A 19,158-nucleotide genomic window follows, 5' to 3' on the forward strand; every position below is an offset into this window, starting at 1 on the left:
TTACCTGTCCATTTCCTGCAAGCTAACCGAAACATAAACTTCATATTAGGCCGGTACAGTAGGCTACCTTGGCAAACACCTGCCAACCTAGGCAGGTCTGATAGTAGGCTTTGAGAGTAGGCTTAATGTGTTAGTTCATCGTATACAAATGCTGGGATTTCTGGTTCTGGCACTGATTTCATATTCTGTAAATGCGGACACCGCCTCCGCACCGGCGAGCCCGGCGTATCAGGTCCAGCCTGGCGATATTCTGGAGATCTCCGTCTGGAAGGAACCGGATCTTTCCAAGGAGTTGCTGGTGCCGCCGGATGGTAATCTGGCCTTCCCCCTGATCGGCCATCTGCAAGCGCAGGGTGCCACCATCAAACAGTTGCAGGCAGACATCGCAGAAAAGCTGTCCCGTTACATTCCCGACCCCAGCGTCACCGTCTCACTGCTGAAGGCGGCGGGCAATCTCTATTATGTGGTGGGCAAGGTGAATCGACCCGGACAGTATCCCATGGTGGGGCCGACATCGGTGTTGCAGGCCTTGAGTATGGCGGGTGGTATGACCACCTACGCCAGTGAGAACGGTATCAAGATTATCCGCAATGGCAAAAAGGAAGCCATTGCTTTTCGTTATGGTGACATTGAAGACGGGGAACAACTTCAGCAGAACATTTTGTTAGAAAGTGGTGATGTTGTTCTGGTGCCATAGCAGGAGGCTCATCCGCGTTGTTCCGTTCGTACTGTTGGCGCTAGGACTGAATAAGGCCTATGGGGCAGCCCAGTATTACGGAGGTGATATTGGTGTCTCCGCATTGAGCGACGACAATTACGGGCTCAGCACCTTCGCCAAGAACGACGTATCGGGCACCAGTGTCCAGGCGCGGGGCAGGGTGCGCTGGGAGACGGAACTGAGTGAACTGGACCTCAGTGGTCGCCTGGTGGATGAGAACCTGAATGAAGACGATGTCGACGAGAATGACGTACTGCAGGTGATTCTGCAGGGAAACCGCAGGTTGGAACGGGGGAGAATCACGTCCCGGGCTGCGGTGATTCAGGACACGACTCTGGCGGACGATGCACTGAGCTCGGGCGTCACGCTGGTGGATGTGGGTCGTGATCGCTACAGCCTGGCGCTGTCCGGCGAGTACTTTTTTACCGAAACCCAGGGCGCCAGTGTATCCGCTTATGGTGAGGCGGTGCGGTTTGAGGAGTATTCGCCAACGTTGTCCGAATACGACTATACCTCGCTGGATGCCCGCTATCTGTGGGCCATGCACGAAACCCTGACCGCCTACATCAGTGGGGTATGGAGCCGAATTGAATACGAAGACAATGTGCGCCTGGATCTGGTGTTGAACGGAAGCTTTGTACCCGACCGGACGAATATCGAAAGCGGCAGTCTGGGCGTGAACTGGACCCTGGCGGACAAGTGGTCCCTGGATGCGAGCCTGGGTTATCGGCAAACGGATTATTTCGGCCGCTACTATTTCATCCTGTTCCCGGCAACGGTGTACACGCTGGAAACGGAAGAGGAAGGTGACGGCAGGATCAGCAATCTGTCGTTACAGTACCAGGGGGAACGCACCCTCTACACACTGAGTTACTATCAGGAGATTCTGCCCAACACCTCCGGCCTGCTCATTGATGAGCGCCGCTTGGAAATGGTGGCAAATACCCGCCTGAGCGAGAATGTCCGCCTCAATGTGCGTGCCTACGCCAGTGAGCAGAGAAGCGAGATTGACACGGATAATCGGGACAACATTGACGTGGCCTATGGCCTGATGGGGTTCGATTGGCGGTTTCGGAAATCCCTCAGTGTGCGGGGAAGCTATCGCTACATTTATCGGCGCTACATCACGAGCAGTAATGACACTGAGTCGAACCGGGTGACCCTGGGACTGTATTGGACACCAACACCATTTGAATGGTAGCGGATTTCAGGAAAACTGAACAACAGGTAGAGAGACATTGGAAGCAGCAACGGACAATCAGCTGGATCTGGATGAACTGATACGCATAATTCGGCGCCGCATGAAGCCGGCGCTGATTGCTCTGTGTGTGGTATTCGCACTGAGTGTGGCTTATGCCATCATCGCGGAGCCCACCTATCGCTCTGAATCCACCATCCTGATCGAGCAGCAGGAAATTCCCCAGGATCTGGTGCGTTCCACCGTCACCAGCTTCGCGGACCAGCGCATCCAGATGATCATCCAACGGGTGATGACTTATTCCAAGCTGGTGGTCCTGATCAAGAAATACGATCTTTATGCCGAAGAGCGGGAAAAGGAACCATTAGAGTCGGTGATTGAGCAAATGCGGGACGACATCCATCACCGGATGATCAGTGCCGACGTGGTGGACCCCCGCAGTGGGCGGCCCATTGAGGCCACCATCGCCTTCAATATCGGTTACGAAAGTCACAGCGCCAAAACCGCCCAGCTGGTGGCCAACGAACTGACCTCCCTATTCTTGAGTGAAAACATCAAGACCCGGCAGGAAATGGCGGATGATGCTGAGGCGTTCCTGGCGGAAGAGGTGAAGCGGCTGGAGCAAAAAAGCCGTGAGCTGGAAGCCAAACTGGCGGAATTCAAGGAGTTGAATCTGCGTAAATTGCCTGAGATGACTTCCCTCAATATGAGTTTGATGGACCGCACGGAACGGGAGTACTTTGACCTGAGCCGCCAGATCCAGTCGTTGGAAGAGCGTCGCGTGTTTCTGGAAGCCAGTCTGGCCCAGCAGGAACCCAATGCCGCGGTGGTGGGGGCGGGGGAACAGTCAGCATTGACCCCGGCAGCCCGGGCGCGACTGCTGCAAAACCAGTACATATCCTATCTGGCCATGTATTCCGAAAATCATCCGGATGTGATCCGCGTCAAACGGGAACTGGAGAATCTGGTGGGGGATGGGGATTTCCCCAACGAATCCGCGTTCATCGAAAAACAGCTGGATCTGTACGAGGCAGAGCTGGCAACTGCGCGTAACAAGTATGGTGAGGAGTATCCGGACGTGCGCCGTCTGGAATCCGTCATTGCGGCATTCAATGCCAAATTGAAAAAGCTTCCTGCCGACAAAGGTACTGATCTGCGCAATGCGGATAACCCGTCTTATGTGCAACTGGCGACGTCCCTGAAAACCGTGGATGTGGAATTGAGCCACCTGAAGTCCAGCCGGGCCAAACTGCGGGAAAAACTCGACGAGTTGGAAGTGTCACTGTTACAGGCCCCCACCGTGGAGCGGGAGTACCGGTCCCTGTCCCGGGATTATGAAAACACCACCCGCAAGTACCAGGAATTGAAAGCCAAGCAGTTGGAAGCCGGGTTGGCCAAATCCCTTGAGGACGAGAGTAAGGGGGAGCGCTTTACCCTGATCGAGCCGCCCTTGATGCCGGAAAAACCCATCCGGCCGAATCGCATGCTGATCGTGATGGCCGGGTTTATCCTTGCAGTGGCCAGCGCTGTGGGTATGCTGTTTATACTGGAAAAGCTGGACCGCACGCTGCGTTCACCCAACGCTGTATCCAGGCATCTGGGGCGGGCGCCATTGGCTGTGATTCCGCATATCATTACCTACAGTGAGGCCAAAGCGGTCAAGCGGGGGCGTCTGTATCTGGCCGGGGGCCTGGTGATGGCGGGGATGATGTTGGCCACCGCCATTCATCTGGCCTGGATGCCGTTGGATGTGCTTTGGTACGCCGCGTTGCGCAAGCTGGGTTAATCACCGGTTAACAGAAGTCCCCCAGGAACCTTTGTGAGGAGAAATGTATGGCCTATGTTCAGGAAAAGACGACCCTTGACATCAAGGGCAGTCGTGTCGAGATGCCGGAAAACCGTGAGGTTGCCACCTTGACTTACCCTATTCGGTATCAGCATACCCATATTCACAAGGTCTCCCGGGAATGGCTCAACGAGCAGCGCATTCTGTGCAAGGGGGCGGACCGCCAGGTAGTCCAGGCCTATAAATTGCTGCGTACCCAGGTTCTGAACAAGCTGCACCAGCATCATTGGAACAGCATCGGCGTGATGGCAGCCCGTGCCGGGCAGGGCTCCACCCTGACAGCGATCAATCTGGCCATCAGCATTGCATTGGATCACCGCTGTACCGCATTGCTGGTGGATTTCAATCTGCGGGACCCGTCCATTCATCGCTATTTTGACTTCCAGCCTGCCTTGGGTGTCAGTGACTACCTGATCAGTGAGGCCAGTATCTCCGATATGCTGTTCACACCGAATATTGAGAGTCTGGTGGTGTTGCCGGGGCGGGAGCCCATTGAGGATTCCGCGGAAAGTCTGGTGACACCGGGGATGCGCAGCCTGGTGTCTGAGATCACCGGGCGTTATTCCCAGCGTATTATCATTTACGATCTGCCCCCGGTACTGGAGTCGGACGATGCCCTGGCGTTTCTCGATCAGTTTGATGCGGGGTTGCTGGTGATTGAAGAGGGGGTAACCAAAAAATCCGACATCAACAGAATGGCGGAACTGTTGGGGGACAAACCGATTCTGGGCACCGTACTCAATAATTCCCGGGTTGCATGAGGCCAGCAATACTGCGTTTTTTCCTGATGTTTATGCTGGGCAGCCTGGGGCTTTGGCCCGGGTCGCTGTGGAGTGCGCCGCTGGAAGCCAGCATTTCATTACCGTCTGAGCAGTTAAAGCCTGAACAGGTGGCCATCGTCATCAATGAGGTGGACCCACAAAGTGTTGCGGTGGGCAAGTACTACCAACGTGCCCGGGGCATTCCCGATGAAAATGTTATCCATGTCAGCTTCTTTGCCGAAGGCGCGAACATTCCGGCACAGGAGTTTGCACCGATACGCCGGGTGATTGGTGCGAACACCCTGCACCGGATTCGAGCGTACGCGGTTACCTGGACCACACCCTACCGGGTGGATTGTATGTCGTTGACCAGCGCAATCACCTTGGGGCTCGATCAGCGCCTGTGCGCCGCCGACTGCAGCGCCACTCTGGAATCACCCTACTATGGCACCCAGGGGCAGATGGACCACTCCGCTCTTCGCAAGGCCGGTGGTTTGCCTCCGTCCATGATGCTGGCCGGTGCCTCGGAAAAACAGGTGTTTGAGTTGATTGATCGTGGCGTCCGTTCGGATTACTCGCAACCCAAAACCGCAAACGCATTTCTGTTAAAGACCTCGGATGCCAGGCGCAGCGTGCGTGCTGCCGCCTACGAGGAGGATTTCAGGCATTTTAACGATGAACGGGTGTCCACCCACTTCGTGGAAACAGACTACCTGACCAACCAGACCGAGATCATGTTTTACTTCACCGGTTCAAAGACTGTGCGTTACCTGGGCAAGAATCGCTTTCTGCCCGGGGCAGCCGCCGATCACCTCACCTCTGCTGGTGGCATGCTGACGGACAGTTTCCAGATGAGTGTGCTGCGTTGGCTGGAGGCCGGTGCCACCGGCAGCTACGGTACTGTGGTGGAGCCCTGCAATCACACCGGAAAATTCCCCGACCCAATCATCCTCATGCGCAGACGTCTATCCGGCGCATCATTGATTGACGCCTACTGGTCCAGCGTCAAGATGCCAGGGCAGGGTGTGTTCGTAGGGGAACCCATGTCAGTACCCTATGGTTCGCCTGCAAACCGGCCCTGAATTTACCCGCTCCGGCCGGGGGTGGAAACCGGGTGTGGGCTCAGCTCCGTGTGGTTGATCACCTGAAGGGTTCTCTCGATTACCGACTGTTGCTCGAACTCCGACATAAAGTGACGGCGGCTGGATTCCGCCAGATTTTTATAGTGCTCCTGGGAACTGAACACTTTTGCGATGGCATGATTGAGGGCAGACTGGTTGCCCCGTGCCACCAGATAACCGTTGCTGCCATCGAGGACGATCTCCCGGCACCCGGGCATGTCAAAGGCCACCAGGGGAATACCGCTGGCGGCGGCCTCGATCAGGATGCGCGGAACCCCCTCTCCGTACTCCGAGGGCAGCACTACCAGATCGACGTCGGCAAGCAAATCAGGCATGTCGTCCACGTGCCCCAGAAAGCGGATTCCAGTGGTGTTGGCTACCTGTTTCAGCTCGGAATCCTGTACCGACTCAGGATTGCCCGGGTCCGGCTCACCGGCAACCAGGAACTCGAATTGCTCCCCCAGGGCGGTGGCGGCGTTAAAAAAATAATAGATGCCTTTGGATTTCAACAGGCGTGATGCGAACAGAATCCTGGCCGGTCGGGTGTTCATGCCCTGTGACAGCATGCCTTTCGACAGGTTGGGCAGAAAGCGGCTGCCGTCCACTCCGGAACCTTTGATCAGGTTAACCTGTTGACGCTGGATGATCCCGTTGTCGAGAAACAGTTGTTCATCGTCAGGGTTCTGCACGATGCATTGGGCCTGAGGGCCGGACAAACTGGCTTTCAAAAGCCACTTGACCACCGGACGGAGTAACGTCAGTGTCATGCTTTGGCCGGAGAATACACTGCCCAGACCGGCGACGGCATTGACGCGGCGCTTGACCCCTGCCAACTTCGCCACCAGGGAACCATAGACTACACACTTGACGGTGAAATTCATAATGACGTGGGGTTTTTCGTCGTTGAGGATCGCGTACAGTTCTGTGAGCAGAAGAAATTCCTGAATGGGATTGAGACTGCGACGCTGCAGGTTCAATTCGATAAACGCAAAGCCCAGCTCCACCAGCCGATCCGCGTAGGGGTCATGGGGCGCCACCAGCACCACCTGCCAGCCCTGCTGTTGTAAGGTCTGGGCCAGCGGAAGCCGGAAGTTGTACAAGTACCAGGCGGTATTGGAAAATAGAATGATCTTTTTCATGTTTAGCAATTCGATATTGAATGTGTGTTTCGCTGGTGTCTCACAGTGCAAGCTGATGCAGCGAAGAGACCGATAGAATGAAGGGCCAGGTCAACGCCATACTGCCGGGCACGGAGGAAATCGAGCTGACGTCCGACCCGGCTGCTGAACATCCGCTGTATCTCTACATCAAACCGGATCAGGTACTCTACTCCACCAGCATTAAAAACCTGTTACGTGACGAACGTGTGTCGGTTGACGTTTGCCCGCAGGGGATTTCGTTTCTGTTGCAATGCAGCGTGGTGCCACCACCGAACACCGTCTATCGCAACCTCTATGTGTTAGGGGTGGGGGATTGCGCGCGAATTCGCACCCAGACTAATCCTGATCGGCCGTTGACGGTGGAGTTCAAACATCGGTTTCCCTTTTTTGGGTCCGGGATGGGGTCCGGGATGGACCCCGCCACGGAATCGACGGTTCCTACCGCAGACCAGGTGCTGGATGCATTGAAGCAGGCGTTGGAATACCGCTTTGACAGGCAGAAAGCGGGCTTTTTGTTTCACAGTGCGGGTAAAGACAGCAACATGGTTGCCCTGGCGGCGGCCCGTTCCGGTGTACGGGAACAGATCACCTGCATTACGCACAAATCCAAAGGTAAGGCCGACGAAAGTGAGATCAGTGCCGCCATTGCCAGAAAACTGGGTTTGAAACATCAAGTGCTACATGAAGTGGATCAATTGGGCGGGGAGCATATTGATGCCATTGAGCGGTTCTTCCGGGAAGCCCCGTTCCCCGGGGTGGACCCCGTCACGCTGGCGTACCCCGTGTATACCACCCAGGTGGAAGCGCTGGTGGGTGCCAATATCATCGACGGCGGCGGTAACGACAGCTACATGATGACGCCGCTTTCCAGCAAGGAGCGTAAACTGCTGCCGCTACTGAACCTGAGTTGCCAGCTGCCGGGGCTAGCCCTGTTGCGCAACTCGGTGAAGACAGAGAGCCTGGCGGGGCCGTTGCTGAAAACCCCGGCGGAATTTTACGGCATGAGTGGCCTCAGCTATGCCGATGCGAAAAGCGTTTACGCCCATGCGGATGACCACCAGGCATTTTGGCAGCAACGTTCATTAACGACCGCCTGGCCCGGTGGAGAGCTGGATTGGGTGCGGCATAAAACCGATATCCATACCACCATCACCGCGGCGGAGGTGCACATACGCAAGGCACGCAACTTTGCCGACAGCATTGATGCCAACTTGATTCTGCCCTTTGCCCATCATCAGGTGGCAGCCCTGTTCGCCGGATTGCCTGAACACCTGTTGTTTGACCGGAACACCGGCAAGAATAAACTGCTTATCCGCCGCATGCTGCTGGACCAGCTTGACCTGGATTCCGATGCAGTCGGGAAAATGGGTTACAGCTACGATTTCGGTTCGGTGATTCAACAGAACCGGGATTTTGTGTATTCACACATCCGCGCCTGCAGCCTCTGGAATCAGGAGAATATGTTGGCACTGTTGGCCCGGTTTGAGGCGGTGTCCCAGGCCCGGCATAAATACGCAAAAATGTGTGGGCGCCTGATTTATCGGATTTTTTTGATCTCTGCCTGGCATCTGAACTGTCGGTATCTTGCAGTCAGGGAAGGGTAAAGCGTTAGTGCGTTAAGTTATTGATTCAAGCATTATTAAGGTAGTACATAAAATATAGGGATAACTCCGGCTTCGATTTTAATGCTGTAGTCTTCGAATGGTAATGAATCCAGTGGTGCAGGGATAACTTTCCATAACCCTGATTGTGAATGGTTTTGGAGTTTGTTGCGCCATATCGTTGCGTGGCTGCCTTTTGACATGTAAGTTGAGTGTTGGCTAATATCGACACCATAGGCATTTTGCAATGTGAATTTCGCTTGCTCACGTCCACTACCTTTAATAGTCAGTACGATATCGCTCGTACTCGTTGTAACTGCTAAATGTAACGGTTCTTGGTTTTGATAGAATCTCACTGGTTTTCCGGCATAAATGCCATAGGGTCCGGTCGAGCTGTCTACAGAAACTGATCTTTGGCCTGATGCACACGTAAGAATTAGGTCGCTTTCTGTATTTGTTTTCTGACTAAAAAATTCCATCGGTTTATCGGATAATTGAAAATGGTGAACCACTTTATCTGGATCGTCTCGCAGACGAAGTTCGCAGACGGCTGGTGTCGTATTTCTATTACCTAATTTTCGGGAGGAAACGGTGAATTCGATTAGTTCGGATTCAGATGAAGGGAAAATAAATATGGCATCGCCTCTAAGCCAAATCCTTTTGCTTCGTGCGTTTTTTCTAACCTTTGTAGGGGATGTGGTTGGTTGATGCTCTGGGGCTGGGAGTGACCAAGCAGGCAATTTACTGAAATAGCTACTCCAATCATATGCGCCGTTGATAGGTGTATACGCAGCCTGCCAACGACGCTGTCGAATCTGTGAGTTGGCCCAGGCAAAGGATGAGAGATATTTCTTGTTAAGTGAATCCTGAAAATTAAGGCCCTCATAGAAAACCCAATATCCATCGGCTATTTCTGACATGGCAATTGCCGCATTGGGTATATAAAATGGCTCGTGGTTTCTACCTAGCTCTTTGTCTCTGTCTGCAAGTGGATTTAAGCCGCCAAGAGTTAGCGCGAGGGGAGATTCTCTTTTAGCAGAGGTGACGCTTTCCAGGGTGTTGTCTTTCACCGTGCTTATTATTGAATTGGCTCCATGAATGGGTGAGAGCGGGCGTGAGTAGCTCCGGGTTTCCGCATATATGATCGGCGCTGCCTCTGTTCCGAGGTGTGCTATCGGTGCTGGAAGCCCCAGATCACCATTCCCAACAATAAATGGAGCTGATTTATTTCGAGATGGGTTGAATGGATAGACCAGGAATTGAAACTTAGGGTTAATGCTATCTACGGTTTTACGCAGTAGTGTCATCCGTTGCTGCCAACTTTCGTGTTGAAACCGAATGAAACTCTCTTTCAGCTTTATATTCTCAGATCGCGACAGCCATTGTTTCCTGATGAGTGAATTTTTTCTGCCCAAAAGGGATGTATGCTGGGTACTAAAAGATTGTACGATTTCATCCTCATAGGAGTAGTGAAAGGCAGTAGCATTAATATGGCGAGGCTCGTAATCCTCAAAGTCAAGGAAAACCCCCTCTAACGCAGGGTGTGTAAGGCTTAACTTAGCAGCTTGAGTGATATCAGACGTTAGTTTATTCCAGTACTCGTTCGAATTAGGGCTGAGTAGTTGTTCCGTAAAATTGCCCGGCGTGTAGGTGTTCTTGTTCTTGTTGGTTTTTATTGTTCCACGCATCCAGTAGTAAGTTTTAATTCCCTTTTTCTGGCAAAGAATGGACAGCTTCTTTAATTGTTCCTCTGGGATGGATTCATTATTGCTTGCCACTAATCTCCGTGGTATGTACGCATTAAATCCGGCGTCCACAACATCATCGATTATCCAGGGTTCTACATTCCAGCCAGTAGATGCAATCAACACCTTATCTACCAATATCGATAACTTGTTGGATTTGTCTGTAGAGGCTTCTGATCTGACTTCTGAAGACAATAAGAGAGCAGGAACTAGAAAACAACAAAGAATAAGTGTACGCATTCAATTATCTGGGCGAGTTGTCTGGAGGCGAAGTTAGTTTAACTCCATGTGACTACGCAAATGTTACCCATTCGCGAAATCTAATTGAAATATGTTTGTATGAAAATTGAAAGATTACTCGAGCTTTCACAAAATATAGACTATGGCTGAATCAAAAATGTCTCTGGCAGAGATGCTGGAGGCTTCCTCAATAAGGGATCGGAAGAAAGAAAGTCGTATTTCAGAAAACTGTATGCGTACAAAGCAGGGCGTCTACCCAATCAAGATCATCGATATCCTGGTCGCTCTAGCTATGGCAACAGTGGCTGTTCTTGTTCCTTGGGAGGAGCTTCGCCAGTTCGAGTTCATCGACCGAGCGAACTATTTACACTATTTCAAGTATGGGGAAAACATACTTGAATACACTAAACTCGCTCATTGGTATAGTTATCTGACGAATGAGGTGTTGTGGCATATTTCCATTCCCTATCTTATTGACCAATTGAATATTGCCCCGATTTTTGTTTTCAACACTATCTCTTTTATCACCGTTTTTACATTTACGTTATTTGTCGCTCGGTATAGCAACCTGTATGCCGTTTTACTTCTAGTCAATCCGCTTCTAGTTACATTGGCTTTCGATCAAATGCGTTCTGCATTAGCGTATTGTCTTTTATTGTGGGCTTATATGTTGCCACGAAAGCTATTGATTTTGTCACTGGCAATGATATTGGTTGCTCCATTAGTACACACAGCTTCCGTGCTGTTTGCCTTACTCTTCGCCGGTATTTTGTCACTGAGACTTTTGCATACAAGGAGGGTGTTTAATACAACAGCTGTGGTGCTAATTCTTCTTGGAACAGGGTTTTTAATGTCATTGTCATTCGGGCAGCTTATGCAGCAGGTACTTGATGCCGTGGGTGATCGGCGCGCTGATAGAGTAGTTAATGATGCATCATCTGGTATAAAGTACACATTGTTTTGGATTTTCATGTTAATTGTCTGTTTGGTTCAGAGCAAAGACTACTATCGAAATATTAGCTGTCAGTACTCGTTGATTATCCTTTCATTTGTGTGCTTCAACCTTATATTCGGCGGCTACTCTTTGCGCTTTCTTGCAACGGGGTTGCCGGTGTTGGTAGTCGCTATGTATGAGCTGAAATCGTTACATAGAGCTCTGGTTATAGCAGCGTTTGTGCCATATGCTGTCTTACAGTGGTACTACTGGTACCATGTTGGTAATGTTTGATGAATATGTAACGCTTAAATCAAAATTGATACCCAAACAGATCGATCTCTTCCCGATAAACGCTCTCAACCAAGGCCCTGGCTTCTTCATCATATCGATCACGGTACCCATTTGCTTCCCCTTTGACCTTGTGTGGCAGGGCCTGATCAGCAACACCCAGCTGCTCACACACATAGGAAAAATCCGCTGCAAGATTTTCAAACCGACCGATGTAATCCATAGGAATGTTGCCTTTTGAGTCCTGCAGCCAGTAAAGCTGGGAGGCCAGCATGCCATGGCCCGATTCCTGTTGTAGAAACTGATTGAAATCGACGCGGCGGGAAAGGCCTGACTTCTCGTGTTCTGGATCGCGCACGTAGTTGTTATACCAGGAGTAGGCGCGATCCCAGGGGTCGCGAACGATGGTGAACTTGAAATAGCTGAGGTACTGTTGGCGGGTGAGGGTGATTTTGTTGTTCGGGTTGGTAACATTGGGCGATAGATGGTGTTTGATGCGCCGATACAGCTCCATGATATTGTCACGACGAGTAAAGGTGTCAGTACTCACTGCAGGTTGCTGAATCATGCGCATGCTGCGGTGGTCCTGGCCACCGCGCCCGTTGTGGCCGTCCAGATGGCCCAGGGCTGACTCGATGCTGGTGCCTGCGCATTTGGGGATGTGAATGAAAATACATTTGAGTTCATGGGAGATCATTGCTTCACACCATCGGACAGTCGATTGCGTATGAGGAGGGAATACAGGTCAATCCAACGCTTGGCCGCCGATGCAATACCATAGCCTTTGACAATGTGACGTCGACCATAATCCTGTAGCGAGCACAAACGTTCTGCGGGCAGTTGCATAAGCTGTTTCATGGCTTTAGCCAGCTCCTTGTGTGAAGCCGGTGGAACCACAAATCCGTTCTCACCTGATACGACCAGATCGCGGTTGCCCCCTACATCGGTGACCACGCAGGGCAGTGAACAGCTCAATGCTTCCAGCAGTACAATGGGCAAGCCTTCCCAGGACGAGGACATCACAAAGCCGTCAGCCATCGCATAGAGGCTCACGGTATCTTTTCGGTTGCCCAACAGAGTTACGTTAGGCGCTAGATCGAGCTTGCCGACCAATTGCTTCACGGCCTCGCGCTCTGGCCCATCGCCTGCGATAAACAGATGGCTTGCCGGATTGGAATTGAGAACATCCTGGAACCCATGCAGCATATTGGGGAAATCTTTCTGTCGCGTGAGGCTGGCCACCGACAACCAGACGAATTTGTCCTCGACCCCGAGTTCCCGGCGATATTGATCACGAGCACCCACGTCTGCTGAAAAGCGTTCGGTATCGATGCCGTTTTCGATCAACAGGCAGGCATTGTTTTTAACCAAACCGTCTTCATTGTAACGGCGTACGGCAGCCTGGCTTACATTGGTGGTAACATCGCATAATCCGTCGGTAAGGCGATACAGCCGATCCCGGTGTTTGCTGCCTTCCTTGATGTTATGCGCAGTGCATACAAAAACCGGCTTACGCATAAAAGGGTAGAGAATACGCGCTACCATGTTGGAGTGGAACATATGGGAATGGACCACATCCGGTTGGTAACGTTGTAATAGTCGATGGATTTCAAAGACCGTTGTTGGTAAGTGAAACGGGCTGTCGAAACGATGGCAGTGGACCGGTATGCCCGCGTGCTCCATGTCCTGAATGAACGCTGGCTCAGCCTGTTGCAACGTCATGATCACCACCTGGTGACCGTTGCGCACCTGTTCCCTGGCCACGGTCATAAGCTGCATCTCTGCACCACCGTATTCCAGCTTCTTGATCAAGTAAGCGATTCTCAATGGCGTGTTCATCTAAAGCCCTGTCAGTGCATTCAGGTATTGATTGGCAACCGGCTGTATGCCGAATTCCAGGCGACAATAGGTGCGGGCAGTGTCCGTTCTCGGCCTAACGGGGTCAGCCTTCGTTGCCAGCACATCGCGTAGTGCCAGGGTCAGTGTCTCAGGCGAATTGACGGGAACCAAAGTGCCATACTTGCCGGCTTTCAGGATGTCGCGGGACCCACCCGGACAGTCAGTGGAAATCACCGGGACCCCCAGTGCCAGGGCCTGTATCAATGCATTGGGCTGCCCTTCCCACAGGGATGACAACACAAACACATCGGACTGTTTCATAAAGCAAAACGGATTGCTGACGAATCCCGGCAGGGAGACAAAGTCGGTTAATCCCAATTCAGCCACCAGGCCTTCCAGGCTGGCCCGTTCTTCGCCTTCCCCAAGGATAATCAGCCTGGCACTGTGACTTTTTCGGTAGTCGGAAAACGCTCTGATCAATGAGGCAAAATCCTTTTGCCGGGTCAGTCTACCCACTGATAAAACAACGGGTTCGGATTTCTCATCCAACCAGGGGTGCCCGGTGCTGGCTTCACTCAGTTCATAGAAGGCATCGCTGACCACCGGATTGTTGATCACCACGATGTTGTCACCCTGCATCTTGATACAGGACATCAAGTCAGACTTGACGTCGTTGGATACGGCAATCACTACATCGGCCCGGTTGTAAAAGCATTTCATCAAAAACGGCAATATTCTTTCTTTGGTACTCTGATCATTTTCCAGATGTGCCTTGATGGTATTGGCTTCGCGAACCCCCAGAACAAAGCGGTGTTTGCTCACCAGCTTCGCCAGGATGGCAATGATGTTGGCGTGTCGCAGAGTTGACAGCAGGCAATCAGGCTTGGTGGAATTGAGGTAGCGGTTCAAAGCCGGCAATGCAAAGGCAATACGGCTGGCATTGAGGTCAACAACATTGACGCTCGCCGGTACGTCCTCAAGATAGGGGCCTTCCGCTTTGGCCAGCACCAGATCGACTTTCATGCCTTGTCTGCTGAGCTCTGTCGCCAGTGCGACCATGACGCGTTCTGCGCCGCCGCCTCTCATGGAGGGAGCAAAAAGGCTGATTTGTTTCATGGTGCTGTCACACTTCAGACACGTTAGCCACCGCATTATGGCCAGAAAGCGGTGTTTACTTTAAATTCGGGAGAGACATTCTGTTAAAACTTTATTTCAATAAGATGTCGCGCGTCGATTGTCCAGCAGCTGTGTTGAGGGCAATAGGGTTGATTGCTGCACTTATGCTTTCATTCCCGAGCGCAAGGTAAAGCCGGTATTGAAACGCGCCTATCCGGATGTTGCGGTGCCAGCGTTCAGGCCGAAAGTCCGCGATAGCGCCGGTAGTAACCGTAGCTGAACGTAGCCATGGCAGCGCGGTTCAGTGTGACTACCAACAGCGCTGCCAGATAACTGTAGAGCGGCACCAGGATCAATAATAGCCCCAGGCCCAGGATCGAGATCACCAGGGTAAAATTTTTCACCACGTGCTGTTTGCCCATCAGCATCAAAAAATTGATGCCGAACGTGGTATGGCAATAGACAAAAAATACGGAGCAGGCGAGCACCTTCAGGCTAAGAGTCAGTTCTTCTGATGTGGTTTGCAGCAGCAGGGATGTGATGACGTCTGCTCTGGCGAACAGCAGGATCGACAACCCCAGACCAGCGCCACACATCACCAGGCTGAACAGGCGGTGGTTGCTCATGTTTCTGGACAAAATCGGCATCGCCGCAGCGGACAGGATCTGGGCACCGCTGATGGCCACCTCCACCAGTTTCAGTGCTGCACTGTAGGCGCCCACCAGGGCCTCATGGGTAAAAATCCCCAGAATGAAGATGGAGGCGTTTTTATAAAGGTTGGGGGCAAACTGGGCCAGGAAGATATCCCTGCCTTGTTGGAGTGCAGAGTGGATGTCGGCCCAGGCAATGCTGACCAAACCCACTCCCAAAAAGCTACGGCAGGCAATCAGTGCCGCAATCAGAGCGATCAAGGTGGCGATCATGTTAAGCGCCGGCACATACACCACGTCGGTGGATTCAGTCACCAGCAACAGCATACTGCCGAGAAATATAAAACGTGACGTCAGATGAATGCACGTGATGTACTGCATCTTCTCCAGACCCTGGAACAGCCACACTGGGGTGATGGCCTGTAGTGCCAGATACAGCCCGGAAAACAGAAACACCCAGAAGTGCTCCCTGAACATGGGCACCAGCAGGATGGTCAGCAGATAGAGGCTGAATGTCAGCAGGGCGAGCAATAGTGAGGTGCTGAGTACGACGGTGTAGTGACGATTCACCAACACAGGGTCGTGGCGATCGCGGGCGATATCCCGGGTGGCCGAAATGTTGAAGCCGTATTGCACGCACACTGCCACAAACTGGGCCAGAGACAGGGCAAAGCTGATGGTGCCGTAGCCCTCCAAGCCCAATACCCGCACCAGATAGGGCAGGGTAATCAAAGGGATGATAAAGTTACTGCCTTTGACGACGGTGAGCGCGACGATATTCTTAGCGAGTCGAATATACTGGGGCGTCAGCGTCATGGTGGTCAGGTTGTGGCGGGAGGAGTGAACGCGTAAATCGCTTTTCTGCCAGGCAGGCCAGGCAATAAGCCGTGGGAATCAGGGTGAATGCCATCAGTGAGGACTGGTAGCGAAAGCCGATGATGATCAGGTAATAGGGAATGGGCAAAAAATACATGTACACCCACACCAACCAGAGCCGATCAGCCTGCTGTCTCAACATCCACGTGCCCCACAGGGCAAAGACAGTGGTTAGGGTGCCGGCGATTGTCAGCACCACACCGAACAGAAACTTTCGGGTATCGCCCACCGCGTACCATTTGCGCAACACATCAACATCGCCGCTCCACCACATACCAATGCGGGTCACCACCAATTTTGCAAAGTGCCCCGGATCGGATTGGATGCGCTCCATTGCCTGCTGCTTCATCCACTGGTCGTAGGCGGTTTCGCCCATTTCCCGGTAAATTTCCTGCTCGGATGGGCTTTTGTAGATCCAGAAATCGTGAAAGCCAACCCCATGCCCACCGCCGGCATACTCATGGTTGCCCTTGAACATCTCCGGCCCGGCCATGTTGCGGACGTACATGAGCTGGCCGGTGCTTTGGTAGTTGCGCACCAGCCAGGGGGCGACCACGCCGAGGTAGCTGGTGAAGATAATGAGCAGGGCCACCAGCGATGTGTGCCAACGAAAGTCTTTCTGCCCACCTTGCTTTAGCCCCGCCCACACCAGCACCAGGCAGATGATGGGATAACAGAGGGTCCAGGCCGGGTTGCTGAGTGCAGTCAGGCCCATGAGCAGGCCCAGGATAACGCTGTGGTGAAATGAGTCCAGGGAAAATCGCAGGCTGGCGTACCACAGAATGCTGCTCAGCAACATCAGGCTGAGCCCGGTCTCCCAGATGCTTCCGGTGATGAGCAGAATATGAGGATGCAAGGCAAACAGGAGGGCGAAACAGCGTGCTGTGAGTTCATTGAGCCGAGCTTGGCACACCCGGTACAGCAATACCAGGGTGACTGAGTTGAACAGGATGTTCAGTAATTGCAGCAGGCCATGGGCCCACTCGGATTTGACCCCTAACAGACTGTAAAGCCCCGACATCAGCCATACGTACAAAGGCGGAGAGACGCTGGTCGGGCCACCTTCACCCACCGGCAGGTACGGCGAGCTGAATCCGTAACCCAGTACTATCCGTTCGGCGATGTCGGCCATCTCGAGCCCCCCCATGCTGCCCAGCAAACCGCTCAGGGTGAGGTAGGCCAGTTCTACACAGACCAGAAGACCCAGCGCAAAGGCGAGGAACGGTATCCGGTTGATGGCCTGGGTTACAAGGTTCATAGGGCTCTGCATCTTGGACGTTAGGCGGTTGCGGCGGTCAACCTTAGCCAAAAAGCATTGCTGAATGATGACGGCTGTGTGACAGGATCGTCGTGGGACACTCGACCCCGGGCGTTAATACAAATTAAATACTTCTGAAATACTATGGCCCGCCAGCATCCCGTAAGTGGAAATCAGGAGTATTCGCTTGTATCCGTCCTATACCAATAACAGCACCGCGACAAGAGTGCGTTGGAACCTGACACCGAGCTTCGTGGCAGCGGCCTGCGTCGGGTTCGGATTATTGACATTGATGTTCTGGTCGGTGCTGAACTCACTGTACAACACCTGGAGCGGGCAGGAGGAGTACAGCCACGGGTTTTTCATCCCGGTGATCAGTGCTTATCTGATCTATCAGCGCATCGGGGTGCTGCAAAGGCTGCCGTTTACCGGGTCGTGGATAGGGGTCGCCATTCTGCTGCTGGGCGGAGTTTTGTTGGTGGGCGGGCGCCTGGCGGTGATTTCCACCATGGGTCAGTATGCGTTGGTGATCTGCATCTGGGGTTTCTGTTTGTCTGTCATGGGGTGGCGCGCCTTTCGGGTAATCTGGCCGGCGCTGTTGATGCTGGTGTTTATGGTGAAGCTGCCCACCTTTCTTTACAACAATCTATCCAGCCAGTTGCAATTGATCTCAACCCAAATCGGGGTTTGGTTTATTCAGTTGTTCGGGATCGATGTCTATTATGAAGGCAACGTCATCGACCTGGGCGTCATGCAGTTGCAGGTGGTTGAAGCCTGTAATGGTTTGCGCTATTTGTTCCCGCTGATGGCCCTCAGCATGATCATCGCCATTCTATATCGTGCACCGCTGTGGCGGCGGGCCCTGATCGTGCTGTCCAGCATGCCTATTTCCGTGTTGATGAACAGTTTTCGCATCGGCGCCATCGGCGTTACCGTGGAGTACTGGGGGCAGGAGATGGCCGAAGGCGTACTCCATGATTTTGAAGGCTGGGTAGTGTTCATGGGGGCGCTGGCATTGTTGATCGCGGAGATCAAGCTGATCAGCTGGCTGGTGGGGGATCGCCGATCATTTGCCGATGCCCTGGCTCTCGATCCTCCCCCGTTGCCAGAAGAGGCAGTGACCGATGAACGCAAGCGGGATCTGCCCATCACCTTGTACGCTGCTGTTGTCATCCTGGTGGTGGTGGCGCTGATCAACACCCGCCTGCAGGTGGCAGAGACCGTGTTTCCCGAGCGCGAGCGCTTCAGTGCCTTTTCGATGGTGCAGGGGGATTGGTACGGCCGGCCTGGTGTGATTGAGTCCCGCTTTCTGGACGAATTGAAACTGGATGACTATCTGCTTGCGGATTTTCAGGCCCCTTACAGCACCACTGTCAACTTCTACGCCGCCTATTACGAGGTGCAAGCAGAAGGTGAGGGCACTATTCATTCGCCACGTTCCTGCTTGCCAGGTTCCGGCTGGCAGATTAACTCCCTGCAACAAACCGAAATCGCCGGGGTGATGATCGATGGCAAGCCGTTACTGGCTAATCGGGCGCTGATCTCCAAGGGTGGATCGAAAATTCTGGCTTATTACTGGTTGCAGGGGCGCAACCGGGTTATCACCAATGAGTTTATGGCGAAATGGTGGATCTTCTGGGATCGCCTGACGCAAGGCCGATCCGATGGTGCGCTCATCCGCGTCATGACCGAGATAGATGAGTTTGATAATGCTGAGCAGGCGGAACAGCAGCTTCTGGCGTTTATCCGGGAAGTGGCGGACGACCTGCCCACCTACATTCCGAACTAACCAGAAGCGGCGCTG

15 protein-coding genes are annotated in these 19,158 nt (G+C 52.9%); 8 read left to right on the forward strand and 7 right to left on the reverse strand.

Features of this window, described 5'->3' with window-relative positions; translation table 11 throughout:
• The first annotated feature begins 127 nt into the window (after positions 1-127).
• The 5 genes from D9N14_RS04270 (at position 128) to D9N14_RS04290 (ending at position 5,605) form a co-directional block, all read left to right on the forward strand.
• Positions 128-697 (forward strand): polysaccharide biosynthesis/export family protein, encoded by a 570-nt coding sequence (locus D9N14_RS04270; protein ID WP_290577267.1) that lies wholly within the window; start codon positions 128-130, stop codon positions 695-697.
• A gap of 103 nt (positions 698-800) precedes the next feature.
• Positions 801-1,919 (forward strand): hypothetical protein, encoded by a 1,119-nt coding sequence (locus D9N14_RS04275; RefSeq protein WP_290577269.1) that lies wholly within the window; start codon positions 801-803, stop codon positions 1,917-1,919.
• A 37-nt stretch (positions 1,920-1,956) separates the two neighbouring features.
• A complete protein-coding gene (locus D9N14_RS04280; RefSeq protein WP_290577271.1) occupies positions 1,957-3,702 on the forward strand; it encodes a GumC family protein in 1,746 nt (581 codons plus the stop codon).
• A 47-nt stretch (positions 3,703-3,749) separates the two neighbouring features.
• The gene (locus tag D9N14_RS04285) at positions 3,750-4,523 is read left to right on the forward strand and encodes a CpsD/CapB family tyrosine-protein kinase (RefSeq protein ID WP_290577273.1); all 774 of its coding nucleotides are present in this window, start codon (positions 3,750-3,752) and stop codon (positions 4,521-4,523) included.
• Positions 4,520-5,605: a TIGR03790 family protein gene (locus tag D9N14_RS04290; protein ID WP_290577275.1), complete on the forward strand. Its 1,086-nt coding sequence runs from the start codon at positions 4,520-4,522 to the stop codon at positions 5,603-5,605. The genes D9N14_RS04285 and D9N14_RS04290 overlap by 4 nt, the downstream gene beginning before the upstream one ends.
• A gap of 2 nt (positions 5,606-5,607) precedes the next feature.
• Here D9N14_RS04290 and D9N14_RS04295 read toward each other — a convergent pair whose 3' ends face one another.
• Positions 5,608-6,783 (reverse strand): glycosyltransferase family 4 protein, encoded by a 1,176-nt coding sequence (locus tag D9N14_RS04295; protein ID WP_290577277.1) that lies wholly within the window; start codon positions 6,781-6,783, stop codon positions 5,608-5,610.
• Between the two features lie 77 nt (positions 6,784-6,860).
• Between D9N14_RS04295 and D9N14_RS04300 the strand changes: the two genes are divergently transcribed.
• Positions 6,861-8,408 carry an asparagine synthase-related protein gene (locus D9N14_RS04300; protein ID WP_290577278.1) on the forward strand — a complete coding sequence of 516 codons (1,548 nt, stop codon included), beginning with the start codon at positions 6,861-6,863 and terminating at the stop codon, positions 8,406-8,408.
• Between the two features lie 35 nt (positions 8,409-8,443).
• Here D9N14_RS04300 and D9N14_RS04305 read toward each other — a convergent pair whose 3' ends face one another.
• Positions 8,444-10,390 (reverse strand): hypothetical protein, encoded by a 1,947-nt coding sequence (locus D9N14_RS04305; RefSeq protein WP_290577284.1) that lies wholly within the window; start codon positions 10,388-10,390, stop codon positions 8,444-8,446.
• A gap of 142 nt (positions 10,391-10,532) precedes the next feature.
• Here D9N14_RS04305 and D9N14_RS04310 point away from each other — a divergent pair, with 142 nt between their 5' ends.
• A complete protein-coding gene (locus tag D9N14_RS04310) occupies positions 10,533-11,618 on the forward strand; it encodes an EpsG family protein (RefSeq protein WP_290577286.1) in 1,086 nt (361 codons plus the stop codon).
• Between the two features lie 19 nt (positions 11,619-11,637).
• Here D9N14_RS04310 and D9N14_RS04315 read toward each other — a convergent pair whose 3' ends face one another.
• The 5 genes from D9N14_RS04315 to D9N14_RS04335 all read right to left on the reverse strand — a co-directional run bounded on the left by D9N14_RS04315 (position 11,638) and on the right by D9N14_RS04335 (position 17,354).
• Positions 11,638-12,312, reverse strand: a complete 675-nt coding sequence (locus D9N14_RS04315; protein ID WP_290577288.1) for a sulfotransferase family 2 domain-containing protein — start codon at positions 12,310-12,312, stop codon at positions 11,638-11,640.
• A complete protein-coding gene (locus tag D9N14_RS04320; RefSeq protein ID WP_290577290.1) occupies positions 12,309-13,454 on the reverse strand; it encodes a glycosyltransferase in 1,146 nt (381 codons plus the stop codon). Before D9N14_RS04320 ends, D9N14_RS04315 begins: the two co-directional genes overlap by 4 nt.
• Entirely contained in the window at positions 13,455-14,606 is a 1,152-nt protein-coding gene (locus D9N14_RS04325; RefSeq protein WP_317622571.1) for a glycosyltransferase, read from the reverse strand.
• Positions 14,607-14,806: 200 nt separating this feature from the next.
• The gene (locus D9N14_RS04330; protein ID WP_290577292.1) at positions 14,807-16,036 is read right to left on the reverse strand and encodes an oligosaccharide flippase family protein; all 1,230 of its coding nucleotides are present in this window, start codon (positions 16,034-16,036) and stop codon (positions 14,807-14,809) included.
• Positions 16,002-17,354 carry an ArnT family glycosyltransferase gene (locus D9N14_RS04335; RefSeq protein ID WP_290577294.1) on the reverse strand — a complete coding sequence of 451 codons (1,353 nt, stop codon included), beginning with the start codon at positions 17,352-17,354 and terminating at the stop codon, positions 16,002-16,004. The genes D9N14_RS04330 and D9N14_RS04335 overlap by 35 nt, the downstream gene beginning before the upstream one ends.
• Before the next feature lie 187 nt (positions 17,355-17,541).
• Here D9N14_RS04335 and xrtD point away from each other — a divergent pair, with 187 nt between their 5' ends.
• Positions 17,542-19,143, forward strand: a complete 1,602-nt coding sequence (gene xrtD, locus D9N14_RS04340) for a VPLPA-CTERM-specific exosortase XrtD (protein ID WP_290577296.1) — start codon at positions 17,542-17,544, stop codon at positions 19,141-19,143.
• Positions 19,144-19,158: the final 15 nt, after the last annotated feature.

The organism is Ketobacter sp. (assembly GCF_003671495.1).
In the GTDB taxonomy this organism is placed as follows: domain Bacteria; phylum Pseudomonadota; class Gammaproteobacteria; order Pseudomonadales; family Ketobacteraceae; genus Ketobacter.

Excerpts from the sequence above, each read along its gene's own strand:
- D9N14_RS04305 (WP_290577284.1), bottom strand. The coding sequence starts at position 10,390 with ATGCGTACACTTATTCTTTGTTGTTTTCTAGTTCCTGCTCTCTTATTG.
- D9N14_RS04290 (WP_290577275.1), top strand. The coding sequence starts at position 4,520 with ATGAGGCCAGCAATACTGCGTTTTTTCCTGATGTTTATGCTGGGCAGC.
- D9N14_RS04315 (WP_290577288.1), bottom strand. The coding sequence starts at position 12,312 with ATGATCTCCCATGAACTCAAATGTATTTTCATTCACATCCCCAAATGC.
- D9N14_RS04310 (WP_290577286.1), top strand. The coding sequence starts at position 10,533 with ATGGCTGAATCAAAAATGTCTCTGGCAGAGATGCTGGAGGCTTCCTCA.
- D9N14_RS04330 (WP_290577292.1), bottom strand. The coding sequence starts at position 16,036 with ATGACGCTGACGCCCCAGTATATTCGACTCGCTAAGAATATCGTCGCG.
- D9N14_RS04295 (WP_290577277.1), bottom strand. The coding sequence starts at position 6,783 with ATGAAAAAGATCATTCTATTTTCCAATACCGCCTGGTACTTGTACAAC.
- D9N14_RS04335 (WP_290577294.1), bottom strand. The coding sequence starts at position 17,354 with ATGAACCTTGTAACCCAGGCCATCAACCGGATACCGTTCCTCGCCTTT.
- D9N14_RS04300 (WP_290577278.1), top strand. The coding sequence starts at position 6,861 with ATGAAGGGCCAGGTCAACGCCATACTGCCGGGCACGGAGGAAATCGAG.
- D9N14_RS04325 (WP_317622571.1), bottom strand. The coding sequence starts at position 14,606 with ATGCGGTGGCTAACGTGTCTGAAGTGTGACAGCACCATGAAACAAATC.
- D9N14_RS04320 (WP_290577290.1), bottom strand. The coding sequence starts at position 13,454 with ATGAACACGCCATTGAGAATCGCTTACTTGATCAAGAAGCTGGAATAC.
- D9N14_RS04285 (WP_290577273.1), top strand. The coding sequence starts at position 3,750 with ATGGCCTATGTTCAGGAAAAGACGACCCTTGACATCAAGGGCAGTCGT.